This window comes from Sphingomonas zeicaulis, assembly GCF_050433225.1.
GTDB classification, from domain to species: domain Bacteria; phylum Pseudomonadota; class Alphaproteobacteria; order Sphingomonadales; family Sphingomonadaceae; genus Sphingomonas_D; species Sphingomonas_D zeicaulis.
This window is the reverse complement of sequence record NZ_JBNPXQ010000001.1, coordinates 325,682-341,280: the sequence shown is the minus strand read 5'-3', so window position 1 is coordinate 341,280 and position 15,599 is coordinate 325,682. Positions and strand designations below refer to the sequence as shown.

At 66.0% G+C, this 15,599-nt stretch carries 14 protein-coding genes; all 14 read left to right on the top strand.

Translation table 11 applies throughout. The features are described from left to right. The first annotated feature begins 66 nt into the window (after nt 1-66). The 14 genes from FHS96_RS01755 (at nt 67) to FHS96_RS01690 (ending at nt 15,585) form a co-directional block, all read left to right on the top strand. Nucleotides 67-453 (top strand): c-type cytochrome, encoded by a 387-nt coding sequence (locus FHS96_RS01755; protein WP_429587558.1) that lies wholly within the window; start codon nt 67-69, stop codon nt 451-453. Continuing rightward, the gene (locus FHS96_RS01750) at nt 453-1,496 is read left to right on the top strand and encodes a sugar phosphate isomerase/epimerase family protein (protein ID WP_429587557.1); all 1,044 of its coding nucleotides are present in this window, start codon (nt 453-455) and stop codon (nt 1,494-1,496) included. Before FHS96_RS01755 ends, FHS96_RS01750 begins: the two co-directional genes overlap by 1 nt. Before the next feature lie 62 nt (nt 1,497-1,558). Then, a complete protein-coding gene (locus FHS96_RS01745; RefSeq protein ID WP_429587556.1) occupies nt 1,559-2,848 on the top strand; it encodes an MFS transporter in 1,290 nt (429 codons plus the stop codon). Continuing rightward, entirely contained in the window at nt 2,848-3,765 is a 918-nt protein-coding gene (locus FHS96_RS01740) for a hydroxypyruvate isomerase family protein (protein ID WP_429587555.1), read from the top strand. Before FHS96_RS01745 ends, FHS96_RS01740 begins: the two co-directional genes overlap by 1 nt. A 14-nt stretch (nt 3,766-3,779) precedes the next feature. After that, nucleotides 3,780-4,613, top strand: coding sequence for a 3-keto-disaccharide hydrolase (locus tag FHS96_RS01735; protein ID WP_429587554.1), 834 nt, complete (start codon nt 3,780-3,782; stop codon nt 4,611-4,613). Further along, on the top strand, nt 4,610-5,179 hold the full coding sequence (locus tag FHS96_RS01730; protein ID WP_429587553.1) for a gluconate 2-dehydrogenase subunit 3 family protein: 570 nt from the start codon (nt 4,610-4,612) through the stop codon (nt 5,177-5,179). The genes FHS96_RS01735 and FHS96_RS01730 overlap by 4 nt, the downstream gene beginning before the upstream one ends. Continuing rightward, complete coding sequence (locus FHS96_RS01725; protein ID WP_429587552.1) at nt 5,176-6,021, top strand: sugar phosphate isomerase/epimerase family protein; 846 nt, start codon at nt 5,176-5,178, stop codon at nt 6,019-6,021. Before FHS96_RS01730 ends, FHS96_RS01725 begins: the two co-directional genes overlap by 4 nt. A 26-nt stretch (nt 6,022-6,047) precedes the next feature. Next, the gene (locus FHS96_RS01720) at nt 6,048-7,730 is read left to right on the top strand and encodes a GMC family oxidoreductase (RefSeq protein ID WP_429587551.1); all 1,683 of its coding nucleotides are present in this window, start codon (nt 6,048-6,050) and stop codon (nt 7,728-7,730) included. A gap of 85 nt (nt 7,731-7,815) precedes the next feature. Next, nucleotides 7,816-8,910, top strand: coding sequence for a LacI family DNA-binding transcriptional regulator (locus FHS96_RS01715; protein ID WP_429587550.1), 1,095 nt, complete (start codon nt 7,816-7,818; stop codon nt 8,908-8,910). After that, nucleotides 8,907-9,281, top strand: coding sequence for a Dabb family protein (locus FHS96_RS01710; protein ID WP_429587549.1), 375 nt, complete (start codon nt 8,907-8,909; stop codon nt 9,279-9,281). Before FHS96_RS01715 ends, FHS96_RS01710 begins: the two co-directional genes overlap by 4 nt. 143 nt (nt 9,282-9,424) lie before the next feature. Further along, complete coding sequence (locus FHS96_RS01705) at nt 9,425-9,976, top strand: RNA polymerase sigma factor (RefSeq protein WP_429587548.1); 552 nt, start codon at nt 9,425-9,427, stop codon at nt 9,974-9,976. Continuing rightward, nucleotides 9,960-10,904: a FecR family protein gene (locus tag FHS96_RS01700; RefSeq protein ID WP_429587547.1), complete on the top strand. Its 945-nt coding sequence runs from the start codon at nt 9,960-9,962 to the stop codon at nt 10,902-10,904. Before FHS96_RS01705 ends, FHS96_RS01700 begins: the two co-directional genes overlap by 17 nt. 76 nt (nt 10,905-10,980) lie before the next feature. After that, nucleotides 10,981-13,932: a TonB-dependent receptor gene (locus tag FHS96_RS01695; protein ID WP_429587545.1), complete on the top strand. Its 2,952-nt coding sequence runs from the start codon at nt 10,981-10,983 to the stop codon at nt 13,930-13,932. 12 nt (nt 13,933-13,944) lie between these two features. Then, nucleotides 13,945-15,585, top strand: a complete 1,641-nt coding sequence (locus FHS96_RS01690; RefSeq protein WP_429587544.1) for an FAD-dependent oxidoreductase — start codon at nt 13,945-13,947, stop codon at nt 15,583-15,585. The last annotated feature ends 14 nt before the right edge of the window (nt 15,586-15,599 follow it).

The following is a 15,599-nucleotide window of genomic DNA, read 5'->3' as shown; positions in this document are numbered from 1 at the left end:
CGCCTTGATCCTGCATAGTTTACCGGTAAATTGAAGCCAACGATAAACAGAAGTCGAGAGTCGAGGATGAGCCAGCCGATCCGCATTCTTTTGTGTTCCGTCGGCGCCCTGGCGGGCGTTGCGGCATTTGCACCCATCAGCGCGCAGACCGCAGCCCCGGCCGCGCCGCCGGCCTTCGCAGCATGCCGCGCCTGCCATGTCGTGCAGAAAGGCGCGAAGAGCGGACTTGGCCCCAACCTCTACGGTGTCGTCGGCCGTCCGGCCGCGTCCTTGCCGGGCTTCAACTATTCCCCGGCGATGAAATCGTCCAAGCTGACCTGGGACGAGGCGACGCTAGACACCTATCTCGCTGGTCCGACCAAGAAGGTCCCAGGAACCCGCATGCCGATCGCCACGCCTGATCCGGCGAAACGCGCAGCGATCATCGCCTATCTCAAGGCGGCGGCGAAGTGATGCGCGGGCCTGCCATCTTCCTCGCGCAGTTCATGGGTGACGCGGCGCCTTTCGATACGCTCGACAATGCCGCGCGCTGGATGGCCGCCGCCGGCTACAAGGGCGTGCAGGTGCCCAGCAACGATCCGCGCTGCATGGATCTGGCGCTCGCCGCCGAAAGCCAGACCTATTGCGACGAACTCGCCGGCCGCTGCCGCGAGGCAGGCGTCGAGATCACCGAGCTTTCCACCCATATCCAGGGCCAGCTCGTCGCGGTCCACCCTGCCTATGACCAGGCGTTCGACGCGTTCGCGCCGGCCCATTTGCGCGGCAAGCCTGCCGAGCGGCAGGCCTGGGCGGTCGAGCAGTTGAAGTTCGCCGCGCGCGCCAGCCGCCGGCTCGGCCTGTCGGCGCACGCCACCTTCTCCGGCGCCTTCGCGTGGCCATTCATCTATCCCTGGCCGCAGCGCCCTGCCGGGCTGGTGGACGAGGCGTTCGCCGAACTCGGCAAGCGCTGGCGCCCGATCCTTGACGCGTTCGAGGAGGAAGGCATCGATCTCTGCTACGAACTGCATCCGGGCGAGGATCTGCACGACGGGATCTCGTTCGAGCGCTTCCTCGATGCGGTCGGCGGCCATGCCCGCGCCAACATCCTCTACGATCCCAGCCATTTCGTGCTGCAGGCGATGGACTATCTGCAGTTCATCGACATCTATCATGATCGCATCCGCATGTTCCACGTCAAGGATGCGGAACTGAACCCCACCGGCCGCGCCGGCGTCTATGGCGGCTATGCCGACTGGGTCGATCGCCCCGGCCGTTTCCGCTCGCTTGGCGACGGGCAGGTCGACTTTACCGGCATCTTCTCGCGCCTCACCCAATATGACTATGCGGGCTGGGCCGTGCTCGAATGGGAATGCTGCCTGAAGCATCCCGAAGACGGCGCGCGCGAGGGCGCGCCGTTCATCGAGGCGCATATGATCCGCCGCCCGGAGCGCGCGTTCGACGATTTCGCCGGCGGCAGCGACCCCGCCGACAATAGGCGCTGGCTGGGGCTGGCGTGAAGGAAAACCCGCCGTCCTGACTCATAAGAACAAGAACAGGATAAACGGAGAGGAATGAGAAAATGGGTGTCGATCGACGAAGGCTGTTCTGGCTCAGCGTCCTTGCGCTGTTCACCGCCTCGCTCAGCGCCGCGCTGCGCGCCGCCATTGCCAGCAGCCTCAAGGCGGAATGGATCGATCCGATCGATCCGATCGCGGCGGGCGAATTGATCGGCGCCGCGCTCGGCTCCGCCTTCCTCGGCTTCGCGCTGACCCTGTTCGTCGCGAGCCCGCTGCTCGACCGGATCGGCATGCGCCAGATCCTGGCGGGCAGCGGCCTGTGCTTCGTCGTCGGCACTTTGCTGATCACCGGCGCGGGCAGCCTCGCGAGCGGCATGACGATCTATCACATCGTCTGGCTGGGCATGCTCGTCAGCGGCATCGGCTGGGGGCTCGCCGAAGCCTCGATCAACCCGCTGACCGCGCGCCTCTACCCGGAAGACGCCACCCACCGGCTCAACGTGCTCCACGCCTGGTTTCCCGGCGGGATGATCGTCGGCGGGCTCACCGGCGTGTTTCTCGACTCCGTGCTGCCGTGGCAGGCGATCATGGCCATGGTGCTGATCCCCGCGATCGGCGTGATCCTCATCGCGCTCACCACCCGCTTCCCGACGCCGCCGGCCACCGCCACCGCCGCGGGGATGAAGGGCATGATGCTGGAGGTGTTCCGCCGCCCCAGTTTCTTCATCTGGTTCGGCGCGATGTTCCTTACCGCCTCTTCCGAACTGGCGCCGGGCCAGTGGCTCGATGTCGCGCTCAGCAACCGCGTCGGCATGCGCGGCATCCTGCTGCTCGTCTATGTCAGCGCGCTGATGTTCGTATTCCGCCACTTCGCCGGCAAGCTGGCGGGGCGGCTTTCCAACCCCGGCCTGCTGTGGATTTCCAGCCTGCTCGCCGCGATCGGGCTGTACATGCTGTCGCAGGCGCAATCGCCATTCGCCGCGATCCTCGCCTCGACCGTGTGGGGGCTGGGCGTCTGCGCGATGTGGCCGACGATGCTCGCCTCGGTCGCCGAGCGCTATCCGCGCGGCGACGCCTGGGCGCTCGGCCTCGTCGGTTCGGCGGGCGCGCTTGCCAGCTTCTTCGTGCTGCCGCGGCTGGGCGAGATGTTCGACCAGGCGAAGGTTGAAATCGCCGGCGGCTCCGAAGCCTTCACTCGGCTGTCCGGCGATGCGCTGCGGGCAGTAGAGGATGCAGCGGCATCCCAATCCTTCGCGCGGCTCACCCTGGTGCCGCTGGTTCTGCTGGTGGTGTTCGGCCTCATCTGGATCAGTGACCGCCGCGCCGCGCGCCGGACGGAGCAGCCTGCTTGATGATGTCACGCCGAACCATGATCGCCGCGGGTGTCGCCGCGGCGGCGGCCCCGGCCCTGGCTGCGGCGCAGGACGGCGGCGGCAGATCCACCAACGCCGCGCGCTTCTCGCTGGGCTATGCGCCGCACGAGGGAAGCTTCGCCAGCCGCGGCGGGCTGATCGAGCAGATCGCCTTCGCCGCAGACCAGGGCTTTCGCGCCTGGGAAGACAATGAGGCGCGCAAGCGGCCGATCGAGCAGCAGAACGCGATGGCCAAGGCATTGGCCGATCGCGGCATGACGATGGGCGTGTTCGTGGCGAGCATGCCCAAGTGGGCGGATTTTCGCCCGTTGCTTGGCGCCAATGACGATGCCGAGCGCGAGGCCTTCCTCGCCGACATCACGAGCGCGGTGGAGATCGCCAAGCGGCTGAACGCCAAGCACATGACCGTGGTCACAGGCTTCATGGACCGCCGCGTGCCCGAGGCGATCCAGACCGCGCGGGTGATCGATGTGATGCGCCGCGCCGGCGACATCGTCGCGCCGCACGGGCTGGTGCTGGTGATGGAACCGCTCAACACCCGCACCAACCATCCCGGTGTCTATATGCGGTCGATCGCCGAGGGCTATGCGGTGGCGCGCGGCGCCAACAGCCCCGGCGTGAAGATCCTCGCCGATCTCTATCATGAGCAGATCCAGTCCGGGAACCTGATCCCGGTGATGGAGGCCTGCTGGCCGGAGATCGGCTACATCCAGTTCGGCGACAACCCCGGCCGCAAGGAGCCAGGCACGGGCGAGATCAACTACGCCAACATCGTCCGCTGGCTGCGCGCGCGCAGCTATGGCGGCGTGATCGGCATGGAACATGGCAATTCGGTCGAGGGGCGCGCGGGCGAGGAGAAGCTCATCGCCGCCTATCGCGCGATCGACGCAGCGTAAGGAAAGGCGAGATCATGACGCGCATCCGCATCGAGCGGGCATTGCTGGCGGGGCTGCTCGCCCTTTCCGCAACGGCCGCCACCGCCGAGGACAAGCCGGGATTCAAGGACACGCCGATGCTGCCGGGCGGCAAGTGGCACGTCCATGATCCCGATCGTCCTGCCGCCAAGGTGGTGACGCCCGCGGCGCAGCCGGGCGGCGCACCGTCCGACGCGATCATCCTGTTCGACGGCAAGTCGCTAGACGCATGGCAGGGCGAACGCGGGCCGTGGACATTGGCGAATGGAGTGATGACGGTGCCGTCGCGCGCGCAGAGCGGCGGCGAGAACAACCTCATCAGCAAGCAGAGCTTCGGCGACGTGCAGCTGCACCTCGAATTCCGATCGCCCAAGCCGCCTCAGAAAAGCTCGCAGGATCGCGGCAACAGCGGCATCTGGTTCATGCAGCGCTACGAGGTGCAGATCCTCGACAGCTACAACAACCCCACCTACGCCGATGGGGCGGCAGGCGCGGTCTATGCGTGGAAGCCGCCGCTGGTGAACCCGTCGAGGCCGCCGGGCGAGTGGCAGAGCTACGACATCATCTTCGAACGGCCGCGCTTCGCCGCGGACGGCAGCCTCGTCCGCCCCGCCTATGTCACCGCGCTGCTGAACGGCGTGCTGGTGCAGAACCATCAGGCGATGCTGGGCACGACGGCTTGGCGCAAGGTCGGCCAATATCAGGCGCATGGCGACGCAGCGCCGATCCAGCTGCAGGACCATGACAGCCCGGTGTCGTTCCGCAACATCTGGGTCCGCCCGTTGCCGGAAGACGCCATCGCCCAGGATCTCGGGAAGGACCGGCCATGATCGACCGCAGAACCGCGCTCGCCGGCGTCGTCGCCATGTTCGGCGCCAATCTCTTCGCGCCCCTCGCCCGTGCGGCGGGGATACCCGCACCGGGCGTGCCGCCGGTGATCGACCAGGGGCCGCCCAGCGTCGCAGTCTTCACCACCGAACAGCGCGCGCTGATGACCGCGCTGTGCGAGCGGATCATCCCTACCACCGACACGCCGGGCGCGATCGCCGCGGGGGTGCCGGCCTATATCGAGAAATTGCTTGCGGACTGGGCGCTGCCCAAGGATCTGAAGCCGATCAAGGCCGGCCTCGATGCGCTCGAGGCGCGCAGCCAGCGCGACTACAAGGTCGCCGGTGCGGCGGCAACGCCCGAACAGCAGGACGCGCTGCTGACATTGGCGATGAACAACCGCATCCCCAATGGCGAGGATTTCTTCGAGGATTTCCGCCAGCTGGTGATCACCGGCTATTACACGTCCGAAATCGGCATCACCCAGGAACGCGAATATCTGCCGGTGCCGGGCGAATATAACGGCGCCTTCCTCTACTCGCAGGTCAACAAGGTCTATTCGGCATGAACATCGATCGTCGTTCGCTCATCTTCGGCGCGGCGGGCGCCGCCATGCTCGGCGGCCTTGCCGGCCCCGCCTTCGCTGCCGGCAAGGCGAAGCTCGGCCCGATCGGGCTGCAACTCTATACGGTGCGCGATCTGTTCGCGGCCGATCCTGTCGCCACGCTGCAGAAGGTGGCAGCGGTCGGCTATCGCGAGGTCGAGTTCGGCGGCGGCGGCTATGACAAGATGGACCCGGCGATGCTGCGCGGCGCGATGGACAAGCTGGGGCTGAAGGCGCCTTCGGTCCATATCGGCTATGACGCGCTGCTCGAGCAGTTCGATGCGAGCGTGGCGATGGCGCGCACGCTGGGCGCCGACACGATCGTGCTTCCCTATATGGTCGACAAGCATCGCAATGCCGAGGCGTGGCAGATTGCGGTGACCAACATCGCGCGCATTGCCGGCCAGATAAAGCAGGCCGGGTTCGGCTTCGCCTATCACAACCATGATTTCGAATTCACCGTGGCGCCGGGCGGCGAGACGCTGTTCGACCGGCTGGTCAAGGCGGTCGACCCCGCGCTGATGAAGATCGAACTCGATCTCTATTGGGCGATCTATGCCGGCCAGGATGCCGAGGCGCTGATCAAACGCTTCCCGGGCCGCATCTATTCCTATCATGTGAAGGATATGCGGCCGGACCGGAAGATGACCGCGGTCGGCGCCGGCACCATCGATTTCGCCCGCCTGTTCAAGCTGAACGCGACGGCCGGGGTGAAGCATTTCTACGTCGAGAACGACCAGGCCCCTGCGCCTTATATTCCCGACATTACCAAGAGCTTCCAGACGCTTCGCGCGCTGCGCTTCTGAACGCGTCGGACAGAGAGGACAGATAGATGGCAGCCACCGACAGCTACGATGCGATCGTCATCGGGTCCGGCATCAGCGGCGGATGGGCCGCGAAGGAGCTGACCGAGAAGGGCCTGCGCGTGCTGATGCTCGATCGCGGCTTCATGGTCGAACATGGTGAGGGCTATACCTATGACGGCCGCCCCGCCTACGAAGTTCCCGCGCGCAACCAGATGCCCGAACGGCTGGAAGAGAGCGATTATTTCATCGCCAAGCATGGCTATGTCGCACCGAGTAATCAGGCATTCTATAACAATGATCGCCTGAATCGCTACGATTACGAGAATGGCGAAAAATTCTACTGGATCCGGCCGGCGGCGGTCGGCGGCAAGTCGCTGATCTGGGGCCGCTGGAGCTTCCGCTGGTCGCCCGACGACTTCGCCGCCAACAAGCGCGAGGGCATCGATGGCGAATGGCCGATCGGCTATGACGATCTCGCCCCCTGGTATAGCTATGTCGAGAAATATGCCGGCATCTCGGGATCACGTGAAAACCTGCCCTACCTGCCCGACAGCGAGTTCCAGCCGCCGATCCCGATGAACGTCGCGGAGCAATGGCTGAAGCCGCGGCTGGAAGGCGCGTTTCCGGGGCGCAAGCTCATCAACGCCCGCGTCTCCAACATGACCGAGGACAAGCCGGACCAGAACCGCACCAAGTGCCAGTTCCGCAACCAGTGCGCGAATGGCTGCTCGTTCGGCGCCTATTTCTCGACGCAGGCGGTGACGCTGCCCGCCGCACGCGCCACGGGCCGGCTGACGTTGCGGCCAGATTCGGTGGTCACCAACCTCGAATATGATCCCGCGGCCAAGCGGGTGACGGGCGTGCGCTTCGTCGATGCGAAGACCGGGCAGGCGGAAACCGTGCGCGCGCGCATCGTGTTCCTGTGCGCCTCGGCAATGGCTTCCACCCAGATCATGATGAATTCGCGCGCGCCGGGCAGCGATCGCAGCCATTTCGACAGCAGTGGCACGCTCGGCCGCTACGTCATGGATCACATCTTCCGCGTCGGCATCACCGGCGAGATCCCCGGGATGGAAGAGTATATCGAATATGGCCGCCGCCCGGGCGCGATCTACATCCCGCGCTTCCGCAACCTCGGCAAGGATGAAGGCCTCGGCTTCACCCGCGGCTATGGCTATCAGGGCGGCGCCTATCGCGAGCCGGCCGAGCCCGAGGGGTTCGGCGCATCGATGAAGCATGGCATGCGCCGCTATGGCGGCTGGAAGTTCAACATCGGCGCGTTCGGCGAATGCCTGCCCTATGAGGACAACCGCATCTCGCTGAACCACGACAAGCTCGACCGCTTCGGCATGCCGATGCTGCGCTTCGATGTGACGTTCCGCCGCAACGAGCTGCGCCTGATCGCCGACGCCGGCCAGGAAGGCGAGAAGATGCTGCGCCAGGCGGGCCTGAAGAACGTCAAGGTCAAGGAAAAGGAACATGTGCCGGGCGATGCCATCCACGAGATGGGCGGCGCGCGCATGGGTGCCGATCCGCGCAAGTCAGTGGTCAACAGCTGGGGCCAGGCGCATGATGCGCCCAACCTGTTCGTCAGCGACGGCGCACAGATGGCCTCGATCGCGTGCGTCAATCCGTCGCTGACCTTCATGGCGCTGACGGCGCGGGCCACCGATCATGCCGTTGCGGCGATGAAGGCGGGCACGATCTGAGCCGGGGCTGGCGTGCCGCCGGCCCGCCTTATCCTTTGCAGATTGCCGGGACGCGCGATCGGGATGCGCGCAGAAAGCGGGGCGGATGGCGAGACGGCGACAGGATGGGGTGACGATCCGTGCGGTGGCGGAGCGCGCGGGTGTATCCGCGATGACCGTCTCCAACGTGATCAACGGCGTCAATCGCGCGAGCGAAGCGACCGTCGCGACGGTGCGCGCAGCGATCGCAGAGCTGGGCTACGTCCCCAACCTTGCCGCCCGTCGCCTCGCCAAGGCGCGTGCCACCACGGTGGGCCTGGTCTATTGCAACAGCCGTACGCCGTTCCTGGATGCGGTGCTGGTGGGATCGCTGCGCGCGACCAACGCGCACGGCCTGCAGCTCACCTTGCGCGGCGGCGAAGGCACCGACCGGGCAGAGGCAGAGAAGATGGCGCAGGACCTGGTGCGCAACGGTGCCGATGCATTGCTGCTCGTCCCTCCCGTCGCCGAAATGCTGAGCGGCTCCGCCGCGCTCGCAGCACTTGCCGTGCCGGTGGCTGCGATCGCGACCGGCAAGTCCCTGCCCGGCCTGACCACCGTCCGCATCGACAATCGCGCCGCGATGATCGCGATCACCGAGCGGGTGCTCGCCCGCGGCCACCGCCGCATCGCCTATGTCGCGGGGCCGGACGCCTATAGCGTGGTGCAGGCGCGGCTCGACGGCTTCCGCGCCGCGCTGGTCGCCCATGGCGTAACCGAGCAACCGGAACTGGTGCTGCACGGGCTGGAGTTTGATCATGCCGCCGGGCTCACCGCCGGGCGCGCGCTGCTGGAGCGCGCCGATCCGCCGAGCGCGATCATCTGCACCAGCGACGATCTGGCCGCAGGCGTGATCGCCCATGCCAATCATCTCGGGCTGCGCCTGCCCGGCGATCTTGCGGTGACGGGATTTGACGACACCATCGTCGCCTCCCGCATCTGGCCGCCGCTGACCGTGGTCGGCCAGCCGGTAGAGGAAATGGCCTATCGCGCCACCCACTGCCTGATCGCCGCGCTGGACGGCATGGCCAGCGCCACCACCGCCGACGAACTGTTCGACCACAGCATCGTCGAGCGGGAATCCACTTCGATGCCGCCGCGGGCGGAACGGGCTACAGGAGAATTGCGATGGACGTCACCCGAAGGGAGATTGCAGCAATGATGGCCATAGGCGGCGCCGGCGCGGCGCTGGTACCGACCGCGGCAGGCGCCGCCGCACCCGCCGCGGCGCTGGTCCACCACGTCTTCTTCTGGCTCAAGAACCCCGGATCCCAGGCCGATCGTGCGGCGCTGATCGCCGGCCTGGAGACGCTCCGCGCGATCCCGGTGATCCGCACATTGCTGATCGGCACCCCCGCCCCCACCGAGAACCGCGACGTGGTGGATGCGAGCTACGACGTGTCGGAACTGATGTATTTCGACAATGCGGTCGACCAGAAGACCTATCAGGATCATGCGATCCATCAGGCATTCGTGAAGAAATGCAGCCATCTGTGGCAGCGCGTCGTCGTCTATGACATGCAGACGATGTGATCTGAATATCCCTCCCCGTGCCGAGCCGGGGAGGAAAAATGCCACCGATCACCACGCACAATTTTATCCGCGCGTCTGACGGAATATCCTACCCCGCGGCTCAAAGGGGAAGGGAGAGGAGAGAAACCACGGAACGCGAGGCGTTGGCTGACTGGGTGGGGCGTGAGATCCTGCCGCATGAACGCGATCTGCGGATCTGGCTGCAGCGACGCTTCGTCGCTGCGGACGACGTGGAGGATATCGTGCAGGAATGCTATTGCCGCCTCGCCCAATTGCCCGACGTGTCCGGCATCGGATCGCCGCGCGCCTATCTGTTCACGATGGCGCGCAATCTGGCATATCGCCAGCGCCGCACCGCCACCGTTGTGCGCATCGAGCCCATTGCCGACACCGACGCGGATCATCTCCACAGCGACCTGCCCTCGCCGGAGCGTGTTGCCGTGGCGCGACAGGAACTGGGGCGGGTGCAGGCGGCCCTTGCCACCTTGTCCGATCGCGCTCGGCGCATCTTCCTGATGCGGCGCGTTGAGGGGATCAGTCAGAAGGAGATCGCCGCGACGCTCGGCGTCAGCGAAGTGATCGTTGAGAATGAGGCGAGCCGCAGCCTGCGCACGATCCTGAAGCTGATGACCGAACCGGCCGAAGGCCCCGGCACGGCGACAACGAAGGCGGCATCCCGTGCACGAACGCGCTGAACAGGAAGCCGCCGCCTGGGCGCTGCGCCACCCGCTCGACGCGGCGGGGGAAGCCGCGCTCGACGCCTGGCTGGCACGCGATCCGCGGCATGCGGGCGCCCTGCTACGGGCGATGGCCGGGCTGAGCGCGATCGACCGTGCGCTTGCGCCGGAGAAGGCCGAGATCGGGGCGGCGAACGATCGCCAGCCCAGCCGCCGCCTGATGCTGGCAGGGATCGGCGGCGCGATGGCCGCCGCGGTCGCCGGCATGATCGGCTGGACACGAACGCGCGGCGAGCGCGTCGTCACTGCGCGCGGCGAGATCCGCCGGCTGCCGCTGGGCGACGGGTCGGTCGCCACGATCAACACCAGCAGCGAGATGCGGGTGATGCTCAGCAGCGACACCCGCCGCGTCGCGCTGGAAAGTGGACAGGCCTGGTTCCAGGTCGCCAAGGATCGGACGCGCCCATTCATCGTCGATGCCGGCATTGCGCAGGCACGCGCGGTGGGCACTGCCTTTTCGGTGCGCCGCGGGGCGGATGGCGTGCAGGTGACGGTGACCGAGGGGATCGTCGCGGTATGGCCGCGGGATGCGGATGGCGCGATGACCATTCTCAAGGCCGGGCAATTCGCCGATTTTACCGTCGCCGGAGCGGCCCCCGCGGTAGGCACTGCACCGGCGCGGATCGAACGCGCGCTGGCATGGCGCAGTGGTGAGATCGCGCTGGAGAATGAAAGCCTGGCGAGCGCAGTGGAGCAGTTCAACCGCTACAACCACCGCCAGCTCGTGATCGCCGATCCCGGCCTTGCCGACGAGCGCCTCGTCGGCCTGTTCCAGATCGACAAGCCGGAGGATTTCGCCGCGACGCTCGCCACCTCGATCGATGTCGAGGTGACGACCACGCCCACCGAAATTCGGCTGTCGCGCAAAAAACCGCCGACGCCCTGACGGAAACCCCACCGCATCGACTCATATCATCGGGAGCGCACCGGGGACAGGTGCGCCCGACCAACAGGGAGAGACGATGATGGCCCAGACGCGGCACTACCTGCTCGGCACGATCGCAACGGCGATCCTGTGCGCAGCCGCCCCCACGCAGGCCGCGGCGCAGGTGCGGCGGTTCGACGTCGCCGCGCAGCCCGCGCAGACCGGCATCCCGCTGTTCGCGCACCAGGCCGGCATCCAGATCCTCGTTTCCGGCCCGATCGCGGACGGCATCACGGTAAATGCGGTGCGCGGCACGATCGACGTCAGCACCGCGCTGTCCATGCTGCTGTCGGGTACCGACCTCGTGCCGGTGAAGGCCGCCGGCGCGATCGTGCTCAAGCGGCGGCAGACCGCGGCCCGCACCGGGCTGGCGACCGCCAGCCTCGCCGCACAGGATGCTGCATCGCCCGTAGCCGCCGCCGAAGCCGCCCCGCCGCCCGAGCCCGAGGCGCCGGCGGAAGACATTGTCGTCACCGGCATCCGCGCTTCGCTGCAGGAATCGATCAACGTCAAGCGGCGCGCGGACACGATCGTCGACGTCATCACCGCGCAGGATATCGGCAAGCTGCCCGACCAGAATGTCGCGGAATCGATGAGCCGCATCACCGGCGTGCAGATCACTCGGCGCGAGGGCGACGGTTCCAACTTCACCGTCCGCGGCATTTCGCAGAACCGGCTGGAGATCAACGGTCGCACCTTCCTCGGCCCGGGCGCCGGCGGCAGCGCCTCGCTGGAGTCGGTAAGCCCGGAAATCATCTCGAGCATCGTCGTCGCCAAGTCTCCTTCGGCGGACATGCCGGAAGGCGCGTTGGGCGCCACCGTGAACCTGAAGACCAAGCGCCCGCTGGAGCTTGACGATTTCGTCGCCAGCGGCCGCGTGCAGGGCGCCTATACCGATCAGGCCGACCATCTCGGCTATCGCGGATCTGCGCTGATCTCCAAGAATTTCGGCGACCGCTTCGGCATTCTCGCGAGCGCCGCCTATTCGGACATCCAAACCCGCGGCTACAGCTATGACAGCGGCGGCTGGACGCGGACCAACAATATCGACGGTGATGGCGACGGGGTGAACGATCCCGGCCTTTTCCGCCCCAACCGCTTCATGGCGCGCATCTACGATCGCAAGGAAAAGCGGCTGACGCTCAACGGATCGCTGCAATATCGCCCCGCCGAGGATTGGGAGATCATCCTCGACGGCACCTATTCACGGCTGAAGCGGGAACGCAACAGCCAGAACTACCAGGTGCTATTCAACGACAATGACGTCAACGCGGTGGCGGACCAGAATGGCACCGTGATCAGCGGCACGTTCAACGGCGTGACATTGCGCCCGCTGGTCTATGACGAGCCGACCGAGTTCCGCTCCACCAACCTCGGCTTCTCGACCAAATATGATGGCGAGCGGGTGAAGGTGTCGGTGGACGCCTCCTACAGCAAGGGCAAGGGCACCGATGGCGGCCCCGGCGCCTCCTTCACCTATGTCGTGGTGCCACGCGCGGGCAACATCACGAACGCCAGCTACGATCTGTCCGCGGGCAATCCCGTGCCTGATCTGTCGCTGAACACCAATTTCAACCGCGATGATCCCGGCCAGTACCAGCTCGCCTCGATCTTCGAGAATGACTTCATCACCGACAATGTCGGCTATGACGCGCGCGTCGATTTCGAGATCATGACCGATTTCGGCCCGCTGAAATCGATCGAGACCGGCACCCGCTTCGAGACCATCCAATTCTATTCGGAAGCGCCGCAGAACATTCCCTCCGCCGCGAGCCTGCTCGGCATCGGCGATCGCAATGGCGACGGCATATTGACCGTCGATGAGCTGCCGGGGCTCGTCTACGACAACAGCCAGGGCAGCTTCTTCCCCGGCGTCAGCGGGAACTTCCCGCGCGACTTCCTGGGCGGCACCACCGACAAGAATGCAGCGCGCGACGCCTTCAACCTGCCGATCCCGCGCGCGGAGAACATCCCGTTCGGGCGTGTCTCGATCAAGGATGTCGACCAGGATACCATCGCCTTCTACGCCAAGGGCAATTTCGAGGGGGAGATCGGATCGCTGCCGATCTCGGGCAATGCCGGCGTGCGCTATATCAGCTTCGAGCGCATCTCGTCCGGCTTCCTTTCGGACACCGAGGCGACCGCATCCAAATCAACGTTCGATTATTGGCTGCCCAGCGCCAACGTCTCGCTCGACCTCAGCCGCACCCTGACCTTGCGCGCCGCCGCGGCGAAGGTGGTGGCTCGGCCCAGCCTCAGCGATGTCGGCGTCAGCTTCGTGCCGCTGTTCGTGTCGCGCACCGGTTCGCGCGGCAACCCCAATCTGCGACCGTTCGAGGCGACGCAATATGACGTGACCCTGGAATGGTATTTCCAGCCGTCGAGCGCGCTGACCTTCGCCGCCTTCTACAAGGATGTCGATTCCTTCACGATCAACGTCACGCAGGAAGAATTCATCCCTGGTCTGTCCGAACAGTTCGGCACCTTCCAGATCACCCAGCCCGTCAATGGCGAGGCGGGCAAGATCAAGGGCTTCGAGGTCGCCTACCAGCAATCGCTCAGCTTCCTGCCGGCGCCATTCGACAATCTCGGCATTCAAGCCAACTACACCTATGTCGACAGCGAGACGCCGCTGATCGACGAGGCGACGCAGGCGGCGCTGCCGCTGCCCGGCCTATCCAAGCACAGCTACAATCTGATCGGTTTCTACGAGGATGAGACCTTCTCGTTGCGCGCCGCCTATATCTACCGCAGTTCCTACCTCTTGGGTCAGGGCGGCGCCGCGGCGGGCGGCAGTTCCTATGCAGAGGCGCGCGGCCAGCTCGACATTTCCGGGCAGGTCAACCTCACCCGCAACATCCGGCTGACGGTGGAAGCGATCAACCTGACCCGCGAGATCGACCGCCAATATCTGCAGACGCGCGCGCGTCTGCTCAATTCGTCACGCGAGGATCGCCGGATCTTCTTCGGCGTCGCGGCGACGTTCTGAAGGATGCGTTTGATGGCCTACATTCGCACCGCCGCGCTGGCGGCAACCCTGCTGACGCTGCTCGCACCGGTGGCGCCCGCGCAGGCGGAAACGCCGCCACCGGCGGCAGACATCGTTATCTATGGCTGCACCGCCGGCGGCGTGATCGCCGCGATCGAGGGCCGCAGGCTCGGCCGCAGCGTCACCCTCATCTGTCGCGACGCCTATCTGGGCGGCATGACGACCAACGGGCTCGGCTGGTCCGACACCGGCAATCATCGCGCGATCGGCGGGCTCTCGCTGGAATTCTACCGGCGGGTGAAGCGCCATTATGACGATCCCGCCGCCTGGACGCTCGCCAAGCGGCCCGAGCGCGCGGAGAATTTCGTCGATGGCGCGGCGATGTGGCAGTTCGAGCCGCATGTCGCCGAGCGCATCCTCGAGGATTGGGTGAAGGCGGCGGGCGCCACCGTCATCCGGTCGCAGCCGATCGATCGCGGCGCAAGCGGCGTCGAGACGAAGGACGGCCGGATCATCGCCTTCCGCTCGACTGCGGGCACGCGTTTCGCCGGCAAGGTCTTCATCGACGCGAGTTACGAGGGCGACCTGATGGCGGGTGCCGACGTGCGCTTCGCGGTGGGTCGCGAGGCCAATGCGACCTATGGCGAGACGCTGAACGGCGTGCAGCTCGCCAACACCACCAATCATCAGTTCGAGCGCGACGTCGATCCCTATCGCGTGCCTGGCGATCCGAGGTCCGGCCTGTTGCCGCGGATCAGCGCGGAAAAGCCCGCGCCGGACGGCAGCGCCGACAGCAAGATCCAAGCCTACACCTTCCGCATGTGCCTGACCGACGTCGCCGCCAACCGCGTTCCGTTGCCCAAGCCTGCAGGCTATGACGCCGGCCAGTATGCCCTGCTCAAGCGCTATATGGACGCGGGCTATCGGACCTTCTTCAAGAAGTTCGATCGCATCCCCAACGGCAAGACCGACACCAACAATTACGGCGCCTTTTCCTTCGACAATATCGGGATGAATTATCGCTATCCCGAGGGTAGCGATGCCGAACGCGCCGCGATCGCGGCGGAGCACCGGACCTACCAGCAGGGGCTGCTCTGGTTCATGGCCAATGATCCCGGCGTGCCGGCGGAGACCCGTGCGGAAATGTCGCGCTGGGGCCTCTGCAAGGACGAGTTCGCCGAGAACGGCCACTGGCCGCGCGAGATGTATGTCCGCGAGGCGCGGCGCATGGTTTCCGACTTCGTGATGGCCGAACCACATTTGCGCGGCACCAAGGCGACCCCGCGACCGGTGGGCATGGGATCCTACAACATGGATTCGCACAATGTGCAGCGCATCGTCGATGCCCGCGGTTTCGCGCGGAACGAGGGCAATATCGAGGTCGATCCCGGCGGCGCCTATCCGATCAGCTATGACGCGATCGTGCCGAAGAAGCAGGACGCGACCAACCTGCTCGTACCCGTCGCCCTCTCCGCATCGCACATCGCCTATGGTTCGATCCGGATGGAGCCGGTGTTCATGATCCTCGGACAGTCGGCGGCGGCGGCGGCCGATATCGCCATCGCCGATGGGGTGGCGGTGCAGGATGTGGATTATGGCAAGCTGAGCAAGCGACTGGTGGCCGAGGAGCAGATCCTGAAGCTGCCACGTTAAGGACCGTTGTGCTC

Excerpts from the sequence above, each read along its gene's own strand:
- FHS96_RS01695 (WP_429587545.1), top strand. The coding sequence starts at position 10,981 with ATGATGGCCCAGACGCGGCACTACCTGCTCGGCACGATCGCAACGGCG.
- FHS96_RS01710 (WP_429587549.1), top strand. The coding sequence starts at position 8,907 with ATGATGGCCATAGGCGGCGCCGGCGCGGCGCTGGTACCGACCGCGGCA.
- FHS96_RS01725 (WP_429587552.1), top strand. The coding sequence starts at position 5,176 with ATGAACATCGATCGTCGTTCGCTCATCTTCGGCGCGGCGGGCGCCGCC.
- FHS96_RS01730 (WP_429587553.1), top strand. The coding sequence starts at position 4,610 with ATGATCGACCGCAGAACCGCGCTCGCCGGCGTCGTCGCCATGTTCGGC.
- FHS96_RS01750 (WP_429587557.1), top strand. The coding sequence starts at position 453 with ATGCGCGGGCCTGCCATCTTCCTCGCGCAGTTCATGGGTGACGCGGCG.
- FHS96_RS01745 (WP_429587556.1), top strand. The coding sequence starts at position 1,559 with ATGGGTGTCGATCGACGAAGGCTGTTCTGGCTCAGCGTCCTTGCGCTG.
- FHS96_RS01740 (WP_429587555.1), top strand. The coding sequence starts at position 2,848 with ATGATGTCACGCCGAACCATGATCGCCGCGGGTGTCGCCGCGGCGGCG.
- FHS96_RS01720 (WP_429587551.1), top strand. The coding sequence starts at position 6,048 with ATGGCAGCCACCGACAGCTACGATGCGATCGTCATCGGGTCCGGCATC.
- FHS96_RS01735 (WP_429587554.1), top strand. The coding sequence starts at position 3,780 with ATGACGCGCATCCGCATCGAGCGGGCATTGCTGGCGGGGCTGCTCGCC.
- FHS96_RS01715 (WP_429587550.1), top strand. The coding sequence starts at position 7,816 with ATGGCGAGACGGCGACAGGATGGGGTGACGATCCGTGCGGTGGCGGAG.
- FHS96_RS01755 (WP_429587558.1), top strand. The coding sequence starts at position 67 with ATGAGCCAGCCGATCCGCATTCTTTTGTGTTCCGTCGGCGCCCTGGCG.
- FHS96_RS01690 (WP_429587544.1), top strand. The coding sequence starts at position 13,945 with ATGGCCTACATTCGCACCGCCGCGCTGGCGGCAACCCTGCTGACGCTG.